Annotated in this window: 16 protein-coding genes; 6 read left to right on the forward strand and 10 right to left on the reverse strand. The window is 70.9% G+C overall.

The genetic code is table 11. From position 1 onward, the window contains the following. A partial coding sequence (locus AB0I98_RS45715) for a DUF5709 domain-containing protein (protein ID WP_362952002.1) occupies positions 1-371 on the forward strand: 371 nt, incomplete at its 5' end. A 48-nt stretch (positions 372-419) separates the two neighbouring features. Beyond that, complete coding sequence (locus AB0I98_RS45720) at positions 420-677, forward strand: type B 50S ribosomal protein L31 (protein WP_362952003.1); 258 nt, start codon at positions 420-422, stop codon at positions 675-677. A gap of 62 nt (positions 678-739) precedes the next feature. Here AB0I98_RS45720 and AB0I98_RS45725 read toward each other — a convergent pair whose 3' ends face one another. Further along, a complete protein-coding gene (locus tag AB0I98_RS45725) occupies positions 740-1,534 on the reverse strand; it encodes a metal-dependent hydrolase (RefSeq protein WP_210571230.1) in 795 nt (264 codons plus the stop codon). Between the two features lie 144 nt (positions 1,535-1,678). On the opposite strand from AB0I98_RS45725, the gene AB0I98_RS45730 reads away from it, so the two are divergent. Together AB0I98_RS45730 and AB0I98_RS45735 are read left to right on the forward strand one after the other, a co-directional pair. Continuing rightward, positions 1,679-4,192, forward strand: coding sequence for a DUF3516 domain-containing protein (locus tag AB0I98_RS45730; protein ID WP_362952004.1), 2,514 nt, complete (start codon positions 1,679-1,681; stop codon positions 4,190-4,192). A gap of 19 nt (positions 4,193-4,211) precedes the next feature. Further along, on the forward strand, positions 4,212-5,078 hold the full coding sequence (locus AB0I98_RS45735; RefSeq protein ID WP_362952005.1) for an acyl-CoA thioesterase II: 867 nt from the start codon (positions 4,212-4,214) through the stop codon (positions 5,076-5,078). A 4-nt stretch (positions 5,079-5,082) separates the two neighbouring features. Here the strand turns inward: AB0I98_RS45735 and AB0I98_RS45740 are convergent, their stop codons facing one another. Together AB0I98_RS45740 and AB0I98_RS45745 are read right to left on the reverse strand one after the other, a co-directional pair. Further along, on the reverse strand, positions 5,083-5,976 hold the full coding sequence (locus AB0I98_RS45740; RefSeq protein ID WP_362952006.1) for a DUF6397 family protein: 894 nt from the start codon (positions 5,974-5,976) through the stop codon (positions 5,083-5,085). A 120-nt stretch (positions 5,977-6,096) separates the two neighbouring features. Next, positions 6,097-6,510 carry a roadblock/LC7 domain-containing protein gene (locus tag AB0I98_RS45745; RefSeq protein ID WP_362952007.1) on the reverse strand — a complete coding sequence of 138 codons (414 nt, stop codon included), beginning with the start codon at positions 6,508-6,510 and terminating at the stop codon, positions 6,097-6,099. A 94-nt stretch (positions 6,511-6,604) separates the two neighbouring features. Between AB0I98_RS45745 and AB0I98_RS45750 the strand changes: the two genes are divergently transcribed. Continuing rightward, the gene (locus AB0I98_RS45750; RefSeq protein ID WP_362952008.1) at positions 6,605-7,033 is read left to right on the forward strand and encodes a PPOX class F420-dependent oxidoreductase; all 429 of its coding nucleotides are present in this window, start codon (positions 6,605-6,607) and stop codon (positions 7,031-7,033) included. Positions 7,034-7,047: 14 nt separating this feature from the next. On the opposite strand, the gene AB0I98_RS45755 is transcribed toward AB0I98_RS45750, so the two are convergent. The 5 genes from AB0I98_RS45755 to AB0I98_RS45775 all read right to left on the reverse strand — a co-directional run bounded on the left by AB0I98_RS45755 (position 7,048) and on the right by AB0I98_RS45775 (position 12,035). Continuing rightward, positions 7,048-7,653: an ATP/GTP-binding protein gene (locus AB0I98_RS45755; RefSeq protein ID WP_362952009.1), complete on the reverse strand. Its 606-nt coding sequence runs from the start codon at positions 7,651-7,653 to the stop codon at positions 7,048-7,050. Between the two features lie 114 nt (positions 7,654-7,767). Further along, positions 7,768-8,178, reverse strand: coding sequence for a DUF742 domain-containing protein (locus tag AB0I98_RS45760; RefSeq protein WP_362952010.1), 411 nt, complete (start codon positions 8,176-8,178; stop codon positions 7,768-7,770). A 22-nt stretch (positions 8,179-8,200) separates the two neighbouring features. Beyond that, complete coding sequence (locus tag AB0I98_RS45765) at positions 8,201-8,635, reverse strand: roadblock/LC7 domain-containing protein (RefSeq protein ID WP_362952011.1); 435 nt, start codon at positions 8,633-8,635, stop codon at positions 8,201-8,203. Then, positions 8,632-11,145, reverse strand: a complete 2,514-nt coding sequence (locus AB0I98_RS45770) for a nitrate- and nitrite sensing domain-containing protein (protein WP_362952012.1) — start codon at positions 11,143-11,145, stop codon at positions 8,632-8,634. The genes AB0I98_RS45765 and AB0I98_RS45770 overlap by 4 nt, the downstream gene beginning before the upstream one ends. Before the next feature lie 116 nt (positions 11,146-11,261). Beyond that, complete coding sequence (locus AB0I98_RS45775; RefSeq protein ID WP_362952013.1) at positions 11,262-12,035, reverse strand: MHYT domain-containing protein; 774 nt, start codon at positions 12,033-12,035, stop codon at positions 11,262-11,264. Positions 12,036-12,177: 142 nt separating this feature from the next. On the opposite strand from AB0I98_RS45775, the gene AB0I98_RS45780 reads away from it, so the two are divergent. After that, the gene (locus tag AB0I98_RS45780) at positions 12,178-12,786 is read left to right on the forward strand and encodes a class I SAM-dependent methyltransferase (protein WP_362952014.1); all 609 of its coding nucleotides are present in this window, start codon (positions 12,178-12,180) and stop codon (positions 12,784-12,786) included. A 79-nt stretch (positions 12,787-12,865) separates the two neighbouring features. On the opposite strand, the gene AB0I98_RS45785 is transcribed toward AB0I98_RS45780, so the two are convergent. Then, positions 12,866-14,218: an FAD-dependent monooxygenase gene (locus AB0I98_RS45785; protein ID WP_362952025.1), complete on the reverse strand. Its 1,353-nt coding sequence runs from the start codon at positions 14,216-14,218 to the stop codon at positions 12,866-12,868. Positions 14,219-14,435: 217 nt separating this feature from the next. After that, on the reverse strand, positions 14,436-17,642 hold the full coding sequence (locus AB0I98_RS45790) for a family 78 glycoside hydrolase catalytic domain (RefSeq protein ID WP_362952015.1): 3,207 nt from the start codon (positions 17,640-17,642) through the stop codon (positions 14,436-14,438). Positions 17,643-17,668 lie beyond the last annotated feature (26 nt).

The following is a 17,668-nucleotide window of genomic DNA, read 5'->3' on the forward strand; positions in this document are numbered from 1 at the left end:
ACGACGGTGCCCCCCACCCCCTCGACCGGGGCTGGACTCCGCCGTACAGACCTTGGGCGGTGGAGCGCTCCGATGTGACGGCCGCCGAGCGCCTGCACGGCGAGACGCTGGACCAGCGGCTCGCCGAGGAGCTGCCGGATCTCACGGAGCCGGACGGGGACGGTATCGGAGACAGCCAGGGCACCGATGGGGAACTCTGGGACAACGAGGTCGGCGCCGTCCGCTCCGGCCGTCTGGTGGCTCCCGACGAAGGAGCGCACGAGGACGAGGAGAGCGCGATGGTCGCCACGGACGTCGGTATCGACGGCGCCGCGGCCTCGGCCGAGGAGGCCGCGATGCACATCGTCGACGAGGACACCCTGTCCGGCTGACCCGTCGTCCCCCGCGCCGACGATCCCGGTGCCGTACAAGGAGCCGCCATGCAGCAGGACAAGCACCCCGACTACCACCCGGTCGTCTTCCGCGACCGCGCCGCCGGCTACGCCTTCCTGACCCGGTCCACCGCCACGAGCGAGCAGACCATCGAGTGGGACGACGGCGAGACCTACCCGGTCGTGGACGTGGAGATCTCCTCCGAGAGCCACCCCTTCTACACCGGCAAGGCACGGACCGTGGACACCGAGGGCCGCGTCGCCAAGTTCGAGAAGCGGTACGGCAGCACCGGGCAGAGCGGCTGACAGCACAGGGCAGGTGGGGTCGGGCCCAAGGCGACCCGTGCCCCAGCCCGGTGGCGGCGGCCTCAGATGAAGTTGAGCGCCGCCGCGCAGCCCACGCCCCCGAGCAGCATGAAGGCCGGCATCAGCACCTTCAGCTCGACCCAGCTGCCCGCCCGGAACCGCATGGCCTTCGGCGGGCCGATGGGGTACCAGCGCTTGCGGCCCACCGGGATCGGCCAGAGTATCGGGCAGCCGGAGACCGTCAGTGCGTCCCCGATGTCGTGCACCAGCGCGCCCAGCAGGACGGGCAGGCCCAGCCACAGGTACTCCTGGCCGGGCTCGGTGAACAGCCAGCTCGCGCCGTTGCCCGGCTCGTCCAGGACACCCGCGAGAATCCACGCGCTGGTGGCCGCCAGCAGCCACACCAGGACATCGGCGCTGGATCCCCGCGTCGCCCGCCACAGCAGGCCTTCGATGGCCAGCACTATGTGCGCGAACAGAATCGCCAGCACCGCCCAGCGCCCCCCGGTGATCGCCAGGACCGAGGCGCCCGCGCCGATCAGGACGGCCCACAGCCAGGTGTGGGTGAGCGTGCGGTGCCCGCCGGAGCGGCGCGGGTCGCCCTGCTTCTTCGTGGCCTTGTAGACGGCGTACGACAGCTTGTCGACGATCTCGCACAGCCCGCGCGAGAGCGGTCCGAAGGCCCGCGAGATGGTGGCCGCCTTGTGGTCCAGGTCCGGGGCGAGTGCGGCGCCGGCGCAGATCAGGGCGCCGACCAGGAGCACCGGCCACGGCATCGTGTGCCCTGTCGCGGCCGCCGCCGCTCCGACGCCGAGCCAGGCCGCGGCCCCCGACAGTGAGTGCGCTGGTCCCATCATCGCCGTTGCCCGCCCCATTCCTCGTGTGCCGCTGTCCAGTTGACCGGTGCGCTGACGCTCCGCCGGCGAGACAGCGTAGCGTTCGCGATCTTCGGGCCCGCATCCGATTCCCCCATCGGGCAGGAGGGCAGGCAAGATGGGGGCGTGACCCTCATCGATCAGCTGCCGCCGACCGCCGACCCCGACGCTCTCTATGAGGCCTTCGAGTCGTGGGCCCACGAGCGCGGCCTCACCCTCTACCCCCACCAGGAAGAGGCGTTGATCGAGGTGGTCTCCGGTGCGAACGTGATCGTGTCGACGCCCACCGGCTCCGGCAAGAGCATGATCGCGGCGGGTGCGCACTTCGCCGCCCTCGCCCGTGACGAGGTCACCTTCTACACCGCCCCGATCAAGGCGCTCGTCTCGGAGAAGTTCTTCGAGCTGTGCAAACTCTTCGGCACCGAGAACGTCGGCATGCTCACCGGCGACGCGTCCGTCAACGCCGACGCTCCCGTCATCTGCTGCACGGCCGAGGTGCTCGCGTCGATCGCCCTGCGCGACGGCAAGAACGCCGACGTCGGCCAGGTCGTGATGGACGAGTTCCACTTCTACGCGGAGGGCGACCGGGGCTGGGCCTGGCAGATCCCGATCCTCGAACTGCCGCGGGCGCAGTTCGTCCTGATGTCGGCCACGCTCGGCGATGTCTCGATGTTCGAGGAGGACCTCACCCGGCGCACCGGCCGCCCGACCGCGGTGGTCCGCTCGGCGACCCGTCCCGTGCCGCTGTCCTACGAGTACAAACTCACGCCGCTCACCGAGACGCTGACCGAGCTGCTGGAGACCAAGCAGGCGCCGGTCTACATCGTGCACTTCACCCAGGCCCAGGCCGTGGAGCGGGCGCAGGCGCTGATGAGCATCAACATGTGCTCGCGCGAGGAGAAGGACCAGATCGCCGAGCTGATCGGCAACTTCCGCTTCACCACCAAGTTCGGCCGCAACCTCTCCCGTTACGTCCGGCACGGCATCGGTGTCCATCACGCCGGCATGCTGCCCAAGTACCGGCGCCTGGTGGAGAAGCTCGCGCAGGCCGGTCTGCTGAAGGTCATCTGCGGCACGGACACGCTCGGCGTGGGCGTCAACGTCCCCATCCGCACGGTGCTGTTCACGGCGCTGGCCAAGTACGACGGCACGCGCGTGCGCACGCTGCGCGCCCGTGAGTTCCACCAAATCGCGGGGCGGGCCGGGCGCGCGGGCTTCGACACGGCGGGCTTCGTCGTGGCGCAGGCGCCCGAGCACGTCATCGACAACGAGAAGGCGCTCGCCAAGGCGGGCGACGACCCGAAGAAGCGCCGCAAGGTGGTCCGCAAGAAAGCGCCCGAGGGTTTCGTCGGGTGGACGGAGAACACCTTCGAGAAGCTCATCGCCTCCGATCCGGAGCCGCTGACCTCGCGTTTCCGGGTCACGCACACGATGCTGCTGTCGGTGATCGCCCGGCCCGGCAACGCCTTCGAGGCGATGCGGCACCTCCTGGAGGACAACCACGAGCCGCGCAAACAGCAGCTCAGGCACATCCGGCGGGCGATCGCCATCTACCGCTCGCTGCTGGACGGCGGCATCGTCGAGAAGCTCGACGAGCCGGACTCCTCGGGCCGCATCGTGCGCCTCACCGTCGATCTCCAGCAGGACTTCGCGCTCAACCAGCCGCTGTCCACGTTCGCCCTGGCCGCGTTCGAGCTGCTGGACCCCGAGTCGCCGTCGTACGCGCTGGACATGGTGTCCGTCGTCGAGTCGACGCTGGACGACCCCCGGCAGATCCTCGTCGCCCAGCTGAACAAGGCGAAGGGCGAGGCCGTGGCCGCGATGAAGGCGGACGGTGTCGAGTACGAGGAGCGCATGGAGCGACTCCAGGACATCTCGTACCCGAAGCCGCTGGAAGAGCTGCTCTTCCACGCCTACGACACCTACCGCAAGAGCCATCCCTGGGTGGGCGACCACCCGCTGTCGCCGAAGTCCGTCATCCGCGACATGTACGAACGGGCCATGTCCTTCACGGAGTTGGTGTCCTTCTACGAGCTGGCCCGCACCGAGGGCATCGTCCTGCGCTACCTCGCCTCCGCCTACAAGGCCCTCGACCACAACATCCCGGACGACCTCAAGTCCGAGGATCTGCAGGACCTGATCGAGTGGCTCGGCGAGATGGTGCGCCAGGTCGACTCCAGCCTGCTGGACGAGTGGGAGCAGCTCGCCAACCCGGAGGAGATGACCGCCGAGGAGGCCCAGGAGAAGGCCGACGAGGTCAAGCCGGTGACCGCGAACGCGCGCGCCTTCCGGGTCCTGGTCCGCAACACCCTGTTCCGCCGCGTCGAGCTGGCCGCCCTCGACCAGGTCGAGGAGCTGGGCGAGATGGACGCGGAGTCCGGCTGGGACGCAGACGCCTGGGGCGAGGCGATGGACAAGTACTGGGACGAGTACGACGACCTCGGCACCGGCCCCGACGCCCGCGGCCCCAAGCTGCTCGTCATCCAGGAAGAACCGCAGCACGGCCTGTGGCGCGTGCGCCAGATCTTCGACGACCCGAACGACGATCACGACTGGGGCATCAGCGCGGAGGTCGACCTCGCCGCCTCCGACGCGGAAGGCCGTGCGATCGTCCGTGTCACCGACGTCGGCCAACTGTGAGCACAGGAGAGTCCCACCCATGACGAATCCGGCCGAGAGGCTCGTCGACCTGCTCGACCTGGAGCAGATCGAGGTCAACATCTTCCGGGGCCGCAGCCCGCAGGAGTCCCTGCAACGGGTCTTCGGCGGCCAGGTGGCCGGCCAGGCGCTGGTCGCCGCCGGACGCACCACGGACGGCGAACGCCCGGTGCACTCGCTGCACGCGTACTTCCTGCGCCCGGGCCGGCCGGGCGTGCCGATCGTGTACCAGGTCGAGCGGGTCCGGGACGGCCGGTCGTTCACCACCCGTCGGGTCACCGCCGTGCAGCAGGGCCGCACGATCTTCAATCTCACCGCCTCCTTTCACAAGCCTGAGGAAGGTCCCTTCGAGCACCAGCTGCCGCCGGCCCGCAAGGTCCCGGACCCGGAATCCCTGCCGACGGTGGCGCAGGAGGTCCGGGAGCATCTGGGCGCGCTGCCCGAGCAGTTCGAGCGCATGGCCCGGCGTCAGCCCTTCGACATCCGCTATGTGGACCGGCTCCGCTGGACCGCCGAGGAGGTCAAGGACGCCGAGCCGCGCAGCGCCGTGTGGATGCGTGCGGTCGGGCCGCTCGGTGACGACCCGCTCGTGCACACCTGCGCGCTGACCTATGCCAGCGACATGACCCTCCTGGACGCCGTCCGGATCCCGGTCGAACCCCTGTGGGGGCCGCGGAACTTCGACATGGCGTCGCTGGACCACGCCATGTGGTTCCATCGGCCGTTCCGCGCGGACGAGTGGTTCCTCTACGACCAGGAGTCGCCGATCGCGACGGGCGGACGGGGCCTTGCCCGCGGGCGCATCTACGACGTGGAGGGACGGCTGCTCGTCTCCGTCGTCCAGGAGGGGCTGTTCCGGGCGCTGTAGGTCGTCACTCTCCTCTGCGGCGCAGCCAGCCCAGCAGTCCTCCTCGTGATCGCCTGGGCTCCTCGGTCGGGGCGGGAGTGCGCTGCGGGGCGGCAGGAGGTTCTGGCTGCTTCGCCTTCGGTCGTGGTGCGGGGCGGTACCTGCGCGCCTCGTCCAGCGCCTGGGTCAGGTCCGCCCGGAGCCAGCTGATCTCGTCCGCGTCGTCCGCCGTCATGATCCGCTCGGCGAGGTGCGCGGCGGGCGATCCGGGTGCGCCGTGTGCGGGCGGTGCGGGCCGGAACCTGTTCAGATGCGCCCGCTCATAAGGGTCTGTGACGATCTCCGCGATCTGGACGGGGTCGAGCAGGGCGGCCACGGCACCGGCATGCTGCCAGGGGTCGTCGGCCTGCCGCAGCAGGAATCCCAGGTGACGTCCGCGCCAGTTGCGGGGCCGTAGGTCCACGCCTGCGTCCAGTTGGTCGCGAAGGCCCTCGGGTGTCCGGCCGTTCAACAGCTGTGCGTTCTTCTCGTCGGCCGCGAACTGGCGTAGTTCTTCGGCCAGATAGAGCCAGACAATCGCTCGGTAGCGGTTGAGATAGAAGGAGACCGGGACCACCAGGCCGAGCCGGGCGAGGCGGGTGAACCTCCCCGCGGTCACCTCCATGATGCGGGCGCCTTCGGTGGCCCCGACCGCCTTGACAGTGCTGAGCAGCCTCTCCGGGAAACCCTCTTCGGCGCGAAGCCGCTCAATCTCCTGCTGGGCCACGCGACGTCCCCCGCCGCCCTCGTCGGGCACGGTCCGGATGCGTCCGAGGTGCACGGCGAGGTCGAACTCGCGCCGCTTCATCCCGAGTTCGCGAGCGGCGCGGCTAGGTGCCCAGGAAAGCCGGTGCGGTTTCGTGATGGTGTCGCCAGACATGTCTCCCCCGTGGAGTCAGCGGCTCACGCCCTGTGCGCTCGCCGTGAAAAAACCGTAGCCGGTCCGGCGGATCTCGTGGCGAGCCTGTGGATAACTCCACGGGGATGGAATACGCGCAGGTCAGGCGTCTGAGGTCGGGAAGCGCTCGGGCTGGCGGGCGTCCACGCCGAGGTGCTCGCCCACACGATTGACGAGCAGGGTCATCTCGTAGGCGATCTGGCCGATGTCGGCGTCCGCGCCGCTGAGGACGCACAGACAGCTGCCGCTGCCGGCCGCGGTGACGAACAGGACCGCATCGTCGAACTCCACCATGGTCTGGCGCACCCTGCCCGCGCCGAAGTGGCGTCCGGAGCCCTTCGCCAGACTGTGCAGCCCGGAGGAGACGGCGGCGAGGTGTTCCGCGTCCTCACGTCGTAAGCCCGTACTCGCTCCCGTGACCAGCCCGTCGTTGGACAGGACCAATGCGTGCCGCACCTGCTCGACGCGCTCGGTCAGATCGTCCAGCAGCCAGTCAAGTCCCTGGTTCTGCGCCATGATCCGCTCTCCCCGTGTGATGTCTCCCCCTGGCTGGAGGATCTGCCGGCCACCCTTCCGGACGACCCGGCGTCGGGGCAAGGAGGATGGGGGCATGGCACAGAAGATGACCGATGAGGAATGGCGGGCGTTCGTCTCGTACGGCACCCGCACCGGCAAGCTGTCGACCGTCCGGGCAGACGGGAGCCCACATGTGGCGCCGATCTGGTTCGTGCTCGATGGCGACGACGTGGTGTTCAACACCGGCAGCAAGAGTGTGAAAGGGCGCAATCTGGCCCGTGACGGGCGTGTCGCGCTGTGCGTGGACGACGACCGGCCGCCGTTCGGCTACGTGATACTGACCGGTCGCGCCCACATTTCGGAGGATCCCGCGGAGCTGCGTCACTGGGCCGCGCGCATCGGCGCGCGGTACATGGGCGAGGAACGCGCCAAGGAGTTCGGGGAGCGCAACGGCGTCCCCGGCGAACTCCTCGTCCGCGTCACGATCGACAAGGTCCTGGCGGAGAAGGGCCTCGCGGACTGAGCCGAACTCCTGTCTCAGCCCACGGAGTCGAGGAGCCGGGCGGTGTGCATCCGCCCGGCGTACTCGACGAGTCGGATCAGCACTTCCTTTCCCGAGTCGCGGTCGCGGGCGTCGCAAAGCACCACGGGTGTTCCCTGGTCGAGGTCGAGGGCGCGGGAAACGTCATGGGCGCCGTATGCGCGCGCGCCGGCGAAGCAGTTCACGGCCACCACGAACGGGATGTGCCGGTGCTCGAAGTAGTCGACGGCGGGGAAGCAGTCCTCCAGGCGCCGGGTGTCCGCGAGGACCACGGCGCCGAGGGCTCCTTGCGACAACTCGTCCCACAGGAACCAGAAGCGGTCCTGGCCCGGCGTACCGAAGAGGTAGAGGGACAGACCGGAGCGGATGGTGATGCGTCCGAAGTCCATGGCGACGGTCGTGGTGACCTTCTGATCCACGCCGTCGGTGTCGTCCACCGACTGGCCGGCTTCGCTGAGCAGTTCCTCGGTGCGCAGCGGCTTGATCTCGCTGACCGCGCCCACCAGGGTGGTCTTGCCCACGCCGAATCCGCCGGCGACCAGTATCTTCAGCGCCAGAGGGGCGGACTCGCCGTCCTGGGCGTCGGAGTGCTCGGAGACCATCGATCACTTCTCTCGGGAGTGCCGGCAACGGTCGGCGTGTGACGTCAGCATCATGACAACTGCGGCTTCCTCTTGAGGGGTTGGACCGCTATTGGCCGGTTTCCGAACGTTCATCTACAGCGCCCGCAATCCCTCGATCACCTCGCGCAGAATCCGTTCGTCGGGCAGCTGCGCCGGCGGCACCGGGCGGCTGACGGTGACGCAGCCGAGTTCCAGCAGGTCCCCCAGGAGTACGCGCACCACGCCCACGGGCAGATCGGCGCCCGCGGCGAGTTCCGCGACCGACTGGGTCTCGGTGCGGCACAGCTCGACGAGCGCACGGTGTTCGGGCCCGAGCGCGGTGTCGTCGAATCCGGATGCGCCCGCGTCCAGGGTGACGAGGGCGATGAGGTCGAACCGCACTCCGGTGGGGCCGGGTTTGGTACGTCCGCCCGTCATCGCGTAGGGGCGGACGAGGGGCCCGGCCTCGTTGTCGTACCACTGGCTGCCCTGCTCCCGCGGGGCGCCCGTCAGGTGATCGGTCATGTGCGCGGACCGCCCTCTCGGTTCATCCGACGGGCGGTCGCGCGGCGACGCGCGGCGCCGTGTAGAGGTGCTCGCCGACGCGCTTGACCAGCCGCGCCATCTCGTAGGCCACCAGCCCGATGTCGGCGGTGACGGCGGTGAGGACGGCGAGGCAGGAGCCGTCGCCCGCCGCGGCCACGAACAGGAAGCCGTCGTCCATCTCCACCATGGTCTGGCGTACGCCGCCCGCGCCGAAGTGCCGGCCGGCGCCCTTGGCCAGGCTGTGGAAGCCGGAGGCGACCGCGGCGAGGTGTTCGGCGTCCTCACGGCGCAGGTCGGTGGACGCGCCCACGGCCAGTCCGTCGTTGGACAGCACCACGGCGTGCCTGACTTCGCTCACGCGCAGGACCAAGTCGTCCAGCAGCCAGTCGAGTTCGCCCGACCTCTGGGCGGCCCTCATACTCGGGTCCTGGATCATGCGGGGTCTCCTTCGCTGCTGTCGCTGCCCGCCGGGGTTTCTGGAGCCGCACCACGTCCCGGCTGCCTGCCGCCGCCGCGCGTCCAGCCGTCGCGGTACGCCGCCATGCGGTCCCGCACGAGTTCGGGTGTGCGCTCGTCCTCTCCCGGCGGAGCGGCCGGCGGTTCCGGCTCCTCGGGGCGCCCGTCGCGCAGTTGGGGGGCGAGGTTCGCCTGCCGTACGCGGCGAGGAAGGTCGTCGGAGGCTTCGGAGTCGTCCGGCGGGCGGTGCAGTCGCAAGGTGGTGACTCCGGGGGGTGGTGTGTCCGCGGCGGTGTCCGCAGCGGTGGCGACGGGTGCCACCAGAGCGGGGCGGTCCGCGGGCGCGGTCACGGACTCCTGGTGCCGGGCCGGGCCGGGCACGCGCGCGTACTCGCGTTCCGCGGGTCGTTCCGCCTCTGCGGTCTTACGAGGGGAACGTTCCTCCGCGCCGCTGTGCAGCAGGGCCGTGGGCAGCAGCACGACCGCGGTCGTGCCGCCGTACGGGGAGGTGCGCAGGTGCACCTTGACGCCGTGCCGGGCCGCGAGCCTGCTGACCACGAAGAGGCCGAGCCGGTCGCTGTCGAACAGGTCGAGGGCCTCGGACTGCTCGATACGGCGGTTGGCCTCGGCGAGGGTCTCCTTGCCCATGCCCAGGCCCCGGTCCTCGACCTCCAGGGCGTAGCCGTTGCCGACGGGCTCGCCGGTGATCCGCACGCGCGTGTGCGGCGGCGAGAACTGGGCGGCGTTCTCGACGATCTCCGCGAGAAGGTGGGTGAGGTCGGCCACGGCCGTGCCGATGATTGCCGTCTCGGGGAGTTGTCGTACCTCCACGCGCGCGTAGTCCTCGACTTCGGAGACCGCCGCGCGGACGACGTTCGTCAGGGAGACCGGCATGCGCCACGCCCGGCCGGGTGCCGCCCCGGAGAGGATGATCAGGCTCTCGGCGTGGCGTCGCATACGGGTGGTGAGGTGGTCGAGCCGGAACAGGTCGCTCAGCTCATTGGGGTCCTCGGACCGGCGTTCCATGCTGTCGAGCAGGCTGAGCTGGCGGTGGACGAGGACCTGGCTGCGGCGGGCGAGGTTGACGAAGACACCGGAGATGCCGCTGGCCAGCTCGGCGCGTTCCACGGCGGCCCGCAGTGCCGCGCGATGCACGGTGGCGAGGGCCTCGGCGACCTGGCCGGCCTCGTCCTCCGCGGCTGGACCTGGCGGAGCCTCGGCACTGACGTCGATCTCCTCACCCGCGCGTAGTTTCCGCATGGCTTCGGGAAGCTTGCGCCGGGCGATCTCCAGGGCGCTGTTGCGCAGGCTCACCAGCTCGACCACGAGGGCGCGGCCGATGCGTACGGAGATGACGAGCGACGCGGCGACGGCGACGAGGCCGAGCAGAACCGCGGCACCGGCCGGGGTGAGCAGACCGCGGGTGAACGGGTCGGCCCGGTCGGCGACGCCGCGCCCGGCGTCCTCCTCGATCGTGCGCATCGCGTCCTGCACGCGCGCGTGCGCCTGGTCCCAGGTGGCTTCCGGTGCCGCGTCGATCGCCCGCGTACCCGAACCGGTGGCGAGGACCTTGTTCTCGACGGCTCCCAGTGCGGCGTAGGCGCTGCCGTCGGCGAGTTCCCGCCAGGCGGTGCGTTCGGGGCCGCGCAGGTCCGCGACGGCTGACTCGGTGAGGGTGCGGCGGGTTTCGACGGCTCCGGTGAACAGCCGCATCCGCTCCCCGTCGAGGCGACCGGCGAGGCGTGCGGCGGCCAGCACGACGTCTTCCTGGGCCAACGCCTCGCCCGCGCGGGAGAATTCGAGCAGCACGCGCGCGTCCGAGCCGAGTTCGGCGTCCTGAATGCCGGTGAGCGCGCCGCCCACGGTGAAGGCCGTCGCGATGGTCTTGGTGTACTGCCGGTACGTCTCGTCCCAGCCCGCGCGCCGGTCCCGTACCGCGGTGCGCAGGGGGCGCAGTTCCTCGGCGGCGGTGACGAACGCTTCCAGACGTGCGGCCACTCCGGCGGGCAGTTCCTCGCTGTCGGCGACGGTGTTGTCCTTGCCGAGCCGGAGTTCCTTCACGGCCCGGTCCGTGCGCGCTGCCAGCCGCTCGATGTCACCGCTCTGCCCGGAGGACGGATCGGTGGCGTGCCGCACGGCGGCCTCGCGCTCGGCCTGGAGCGCGGCGACGGCGTCCGCGACGGGGGCGCGGATCGCGGAGTCCACCCGCTGCAACTGCCGCAGCCGGGAGACGTCCTGGGCGGTGCTCACGGTGGCGTACGCCCAGAGGGCGAGCAGCGAGACCACTGGCACCATCAACAGGCAGACGATCTTGGCGCGTACGGTGCGCGGTCGTATGCTCCATCGCCCCGCGCGCGCGGGTGCGTCGTCCACCGCCGTGTCCATGGGTTCGTCCCGCCCTTCGTCCGCGGGCGGTCCGGCATGGGCGCGGCGCCCGCGCACGGGCGGCGGCGCGGCGCCGGCTTCAGGGGTCCTTCGGGATGTACGCATGGCCTCCTCGCTCGAAAGTCGTTCGGGGCGTGCCTGCCGGACCTCTCCGGGGTGGGATGGCGTTGTTCTCCGCACGCCTGCGGGCGCGGTCCCGCACCCGGCTTCCCCAAGACCGCTCAGCGGGCGACGCTCTCGACCGGACGCTGGGCCGAGGCGGATGCCTCGCGCTCGCCCGTCGTGGGAGACAGGGCGACGAAGGCCGAGGTCAGGAACAGATAGGACCCGAGGCCGACGGCGAGGGGAAAGATGAACTGCATCGCCGTGGCCCCGGGCAGGACCGCGCCGGACGGCGTGACCTGCACGCTCACCGCGAGCATCCCGGTGTAATGCATGCTGCTCACCGCCGCCCCCATGATGAGCGAGGCGATCGTGACGGCGACCGCGGACTGGATGTTGAGGGCCGCCCACAGGGCCGCCGTGGCGGCGACGACGGCGATCAGTACGGAGAGTCCGACGAGCACCGGGTCGTAGTGGACGTCTCCGTGGAGGCGCACCGCCGCCATTCCGAGGTAGTGCATGCTCGCGACGCCGAGGCCGGTGGTGAGTCCGCCGAGCAGCAGCGCCCGGCCGCGGTCACGGCTGTAGCCGACGGCGAAGACGCCGGCGCAGACGACCGCCATGGCGACGAGCAGGCTCAGGATGGTGAGCGGCACGTCGTAGTGGATGTCGGTGCCGCTGACGCTGAAGCCGAGCATGGCCACGAAGTGCATGGTCCAGATGCCGGTTCCGATGGCCGAGGCGGCGGTGATGAGCCAGTTGCGGCGCGACCGGCCGGTGGCGCCGAGCGCTCGGACGGTGCAGCGCAGTCCGAGCGCGGCGCCTATACAGGCCATGACGTACGACAGTGCGGGTGTCAGCCAGCCCAGGGCGGCGTGGTCCAGGTGTCCCATGGCCAAGGGACGCTAGGGGGGCGGGGGCGCACAAAGAGAGCGCGTTTCGAAAGGTGCTGGAATATGACGCAGAGACGTACCTGAACGATCGCGTCCCGCTCGAACGTGTGCGCCGCGACGTCCTCCCTGCCGGTGAGGGATCATGCGAACCATGAGCGACGACCACACACATGTCCAGGAGTTCTTCACCGCCCGCGCCGCGGACTGGGACAGCCGCTTCCCGGACGACGACCCGGCCTACGCGGCCGCGGTCGCCGCACTCGCTCTGCCCGAGGGCGCCCGGGTGCTCGACGCGGGCTGCGGCACAGGCCGGGCCCTGACGCCGCTGCGCGCGGCCGTGGGGCCCTCCGGAGTGGTCCTGGGAGCCGATCTGACCCCGGCCATGCTGGAGGCCGCCGTACGGGCCGGACGGGGCCGGGACGGGCAGTTGCTGCTCGCCGACGTCGCCGCGCTGCCGCTGCGCTCGGAATCACTCGACGCGGTGTTCGCGGCGGGACTCATCGCCCACCTCCCCCAACCGGCCGAGAACCTGAGGGAGTTGGCCCGCGTGGTGCGCAAGGGCGGCATCCTGGCGCTGTTCCACCCGATCGGCCGGGCGGCGCTCGCGGCACGCCAGGGGCGGCAGATCACCCCGGACGACCTGCGCGCGGAACCCAACCTGCGGCCCCTGCTGGCGCGTTCGGGGTGGCGTATGACGTCGTACGTCGACGAGGACGCCCGGTTCCTGGCGCTGGCCGTGTGCGCAGGCTGAGCCTCGGGCCCACCCGGCAGTCAACGGACGGTCGGATGCGCGGACCGGCGTGAAAGATGCCGTCCGCGGCCGATCTTGCTCAGCCCTCCGGTTCCTCCGGTGTCGCCGGCGGCTCGGCAGGCGTCGGCCCTGGCGGGCGGAAGAGAACGGCCCAGGCCACGGGCGGAGCGAACAGGGCGGTGACGGGCGCGGAGAGGGTCACCACGGAGCGGAAGGCGCGCCCCACGACCGGGTCACCGGGGGACCGCTCCGTGACCCGGCGCAGGTACCAGTCCGCGACGCGGTCCGCGGGCCCGCCGGCGACCGCGGTGCCGATCGCGCCCGGCATCTTGCGGTCCGCCCCGGCGGAGATGTCCCACGCGAGCCGGGACGCCGCGAGGACCGCCTGCTGCACGCGCCGCGTAGTGGGCGTCCGGCGCCGGTCGGCGAGCGCGTCGCGCAGGGCGACCGCGCTCATCGCGGCGATGGCCATGCCCTGCCCGTAGATCGGGTTGAAGGTGCACAGAGCGTCGCCGGTGGCGAGGAATCCGGCCGGGCGGCGGAGAAGGTCGTAGCGGCGTCGTATGTTCGCGGTCCGCCGGTAGCCGAACGCCGGCGAGAGGGGTTCGGCGTCGTCCAGCCACCGGTCCAGGAGCGGATGTGCCAGCCGCTTGGTGTACGTCTCGAACTCGTCGTCGTCCGTGGGCGGTTCGTCGCCACGGAGCCCCGAGACGATGACCAGATGGCTGCCGTCCTCCAGCGGAAGCGCACCGCCGCCGTGGATCTGGTCGGGGCCGGGGTAGACGAAGCAGCCGAGGGTCTCGCCGTCGAGGACGCCGTTCCTGCCGCGGTAGACACGGGAGGCATAGGCGAGCCCGGTGTCGATGGTCTCCTCGTGCGGAGTCTCGGCGCCGATCGCGGCGAGCCACTTCGGCGCCTTGGTGGCACTGCCGGAGGCGTCGACGACCAGATCGGCCTCCAGCGCCCGCTGCTCCGCGCCGGCGCCGCCGGAGCGGTCCCGCAGCAGCACGCCCCGTACCCGCGCGGCATCACCGAGAAGCCCGACGGCATCGGTCCCCTCCGACACGCTGACCGCCGGATTGGCGAGAACCCGCCGCCGTACCAGTTCTTCCAGCTGCGCGCGGGAACCGGTGTATATGTGCGTCGTTGCGGGCAGCCGGCGGAACCAGCGGCCGTTCTGCCACAGCACCATGTCCGACGGCATGCCCACCCGCGGCGCTCCCGCCGCCTGCAGCTCCGCCAGAAAGCCCGGTAACAGCGACTCCAGGGCCACCTGGCCGCCCTGCAGCAGGACATGCGGATGCCGGCCCTGCGGTACGCCGGGCCGTGGCCCGGTGCCGTCCGAGAACCGGTCGCGCTCGACGATGGTCACCCGGTCGGCGTGTCCGGCCAGGACGTGCGCCGCGAGAAGCCCCGCGAGGCTCCCTCCCACGACGACCGCATGCCGCCCGCCCCGGCCGCCGTCCTCGCCCCAACGGCCCGTTCCCGCAGCAGAGTTCACCGATCCGCTCCCCTGGTCGACACGTCTTGAGAAGACACGAGTATCCCGCCCCCGCCGAGCCGGTTGACCGTATTCCGGCCCTTCTGCGCGCCCCGCATAGGCCAACCCCGGCTCCGCAGCCGGGATCTGACGAGTTACGCATCAGGGGTCAAACTCGTCGGCGTGCCGGGCGTACGTTGCGCGCGGTGAAGACGTACGTCCCCGACGCGACGCGGTAGACGGCACGGTCGCCTTCGATGCGCTGGAACCGCGCGCCCTCGGGGGTCGCGGGCACGGTGCGGTCACCTGTCGGCACCCGTACCTCGGCCGTGGTGTTCGGGGGGATTTCGACCGTCAGCCGGAAGGTGCCCTTGTTGAGGGTCCATTCCGTTGCCGCCGTGCCGTAGGGCGTCTGGTAGTTCCCTTCGGCGTGGGTGAGGTCGCCGACGACGCGTGGATCGATCACCAGCTCGCGGTAGCCAGTGGAGCCGGGCGCCTGCCGGATGCCGGCCAGGCCGCTGTGGAACCACTCCTCGACCTGCAGCAGGATCATGTGGTTCTTCGAGGCGCCGAGGTCCCAGTTCTCGGGGATGGTAGTGAGGCCGCCGGGGTTCGCCGCGGTCGGTGCCATGAAGAAGCCGTAGCTCGGCTGGGTGTCTTCCTGGAGTACGTCCCACAGCACATCGTCTCGGCCGGCGGCCGTCAGTGCGCGCACGGTCGGGGCAAGTCCGATGGTGCCGCCACTGAAGTGGGGTCCGCCGCCGAACGGCTGGAAGCCGTGGATCAGCTCGACCAGTGCGTCGAGGACTAGCTTGCGCTCGCCCTCGGGGACCAGTCCTTCGTCGAGTGCCAGGGCCTGGGCGGCCTGGGTCGCGCCGGTCGTGCCCGCGTTGCCCTGGCTGGTGTAGCGGCCGAGCGCGGAGTTGTAGAACGCGGTGTTGAACGCCTCCTTGATGGCGGCCGCGAGGTCTCGGTACTCGCGCGCGTCCGCGCCCCGTCCCAACAGGGCGGCCATCTTCGCCATCCGGTCGGCGACCTGGTGGTATCCCCAAGTGCCGGTGATACGGCCCGAGGTGGGTTCGGCCGCGATCCAGTCCGCCAGCGCGGCGTCGACGATGTGCGCGTCGGCGCCCGTGCCCGTCTTCCTCGTCCTGATGTACTGCAGGAACGCCTGCATCTGGGGGTAGTACCGGGCCATCGTCGAGGTGTCGCCGTAGGTCTCGTAGAGGAACCAGGGCACCAGGATGATTCCGTTGCCCCAGTTGATCTCGTCGCCGAACCGGCCGAGGTAGCCCCAGTCGTACACCGGCGCCTTGAGCGCGACGTTGCCGATGTTGTCGCCGGCCTTGGACTGGCCCTCCGCCAGGTGGCGCTGCATCGTGCGCAGGTAGGCGGCGTAGCCGAAGTTCCGGTGCAGCGAGGCGAAGGGCTGCAGGTAGTCCGCGGGGTAGGCGAGCTTCTCGCGGCCGGGGCAGTCGGTGAACGTCGACATCGTGTTGCTCATGATCGAGTAACGGGCCATGCGGTGGATGCGGTTGATCCGGTCGTTGGAGGTCCGGACGTGGCCGGCCACCGGGGTGTCCGCGTACAGCTGCAGACCTGTGATCGTCTCGGTCGTCGGCCGGTAGCCCTCCGGCAGGCCGGTCACCTGGACCCACTGCATGCCGAAGTAGTGGAAGCGGGGGTGCCACCGCTCACCGTCGGCGTCGCCGTGGGTGGTGTACGCGGCGAAGACGTCGTTGCCCCGGCGTCCGCCGCCGCCCATGATGGACGCCTGGTCGACAGTGCCGTCGGCGGCCAGCGATTCGGCCGGGAGCATCTTGATCGTCGTACCGGCCGGCACGCTGCCGTCGATGCTGAGCTGCGGCCAACCGGCGAAGGCCTGGCCGAAGTCGAACACCCACACGCCAGGCTGGGGCTGCGTCACGCCGACCGGGCGGATCCGGTCCATCACCCTCACCGGCTCACCCGCCCGCCAGACGAGATCCGTCGTCAGGTTGGGGGGCGGGGCTGTACCGGCGTGGATCCACTCGACGGGCGAGCCGTCGCGGCGCTTCGCCGTCGCGCCCAGGTCGGCGCCGGGGGCGGTCCATCCGGGCTGCTCGCGGCGAGCGTCGTAGTCGGAGCCCGAGTACCAGTTGGCGGTCGTCGTCGGACCGAGCGCCGTCCGCCACGTTCGGTCGCTGACGATCGACTCGGTGGAGCCGTCCGCTCTCGTGATCTCCAGCCGCGCGATCATCCGAGGCGTCACGGCGGCGCCGGCGCTCGGATCCGTACTGGCGAGGGAGTTCCCGGATCCTGTGACCTCGGCGCCCGCCGTGTGGGCGGCGCTCAGGGGTGGCTCGAAGCTGATGCCCGTACCGTCCGGGCCCTCGGTGCCGATCGCGGTGATCGTACGGGACTCCAGCCGCTCACCGCCGTCCCCCGTGTCGACGTTGATCGTGCCGCCGACGTGGTAGCCGGTCACGCTGCTCACCTTGACGGCGGCGTCCTCTGCAGCGGCCGGTACGGCCAGCGTCCCGCTGCCCTTGAACTGGCTCTGCCACCAGCTGTACGGGGCCGTGCGACCGGTCGCCGGGTTGGTGACCGAGCGCGTGACCAGGGCGGTTCCGTGCCCCAGTTCGACACCCAGGGTGTTGGCACCGGGGCGGACCAGGTGCGTCACGTCATGGGCGCGGTACTCCGTGGAGAGCTGGTAGTTGGAGTTGCCGGGCGCGAGCACTTCGTCGGTCACGGCCTTGCCGTTGAGTGTGGCGTGGTGGAGGCCTACCCCCGACAGGTACAGCCGGGCCTTGGTGATCTTCGCCCCGTGTCGCGGGCCGATGGTGAACGCACGCGCGAAGATCGGCAGCGGATCACCGACGTCCCGGCCGGGATGCTCGATCCACTCGGCCACGCCCCAGTCACTTCGCTTCAGTAGTCCCGTCTCCCACGAGGCCGGACGGCTCCAGTCCGTCATGTCACCGCGTGTGCTCCAGACCCTGACCTGCCATACGACCGTCCGGCGGGAACGCAGTGCGTCTCCGCCCCACGGGATGTCGGTCTGCGCGTCCGAGTGGACCTTGCCGGAATCCCAGAGATACCGGCCGCCGGCCAGTTCGTGGGTGCTGCGTGCCGCCCGGATGCGGTACGCGGCCTGTCGCCATCCGGCCGGAGCGTCGGTGACGTTCCAGCTCAGCCGGGGCGTCGGGTCGTCGACGCCGAGCGGCTCGTCGCTGCGGCCGTTGACGGCGAGGTGGTCGACCGTCGCTCGGCGGGGTCCGGCAGCGGCGGCCGGGGCGGCGGTCGTGAGGGGCAGCGCCAGTCCGGCCGTCCCTGCTACGACGGTCCCGATGACTTGTCTGCGGCTCAGGTCACCGTGCGGCTCTGCGGGCATACTTCACTCCTCGGTGGCTGTAGAGG

Origin of the sequence: Streptomyces sp. NPDC050211, assembly GCF_040656035.1 — a bacterium.
Taxonomy (GTDB): Bacteria; Actinomycetota; Actinomycetes; order Streptomycetales; family Streptomycetaceae; genus Streptomyces.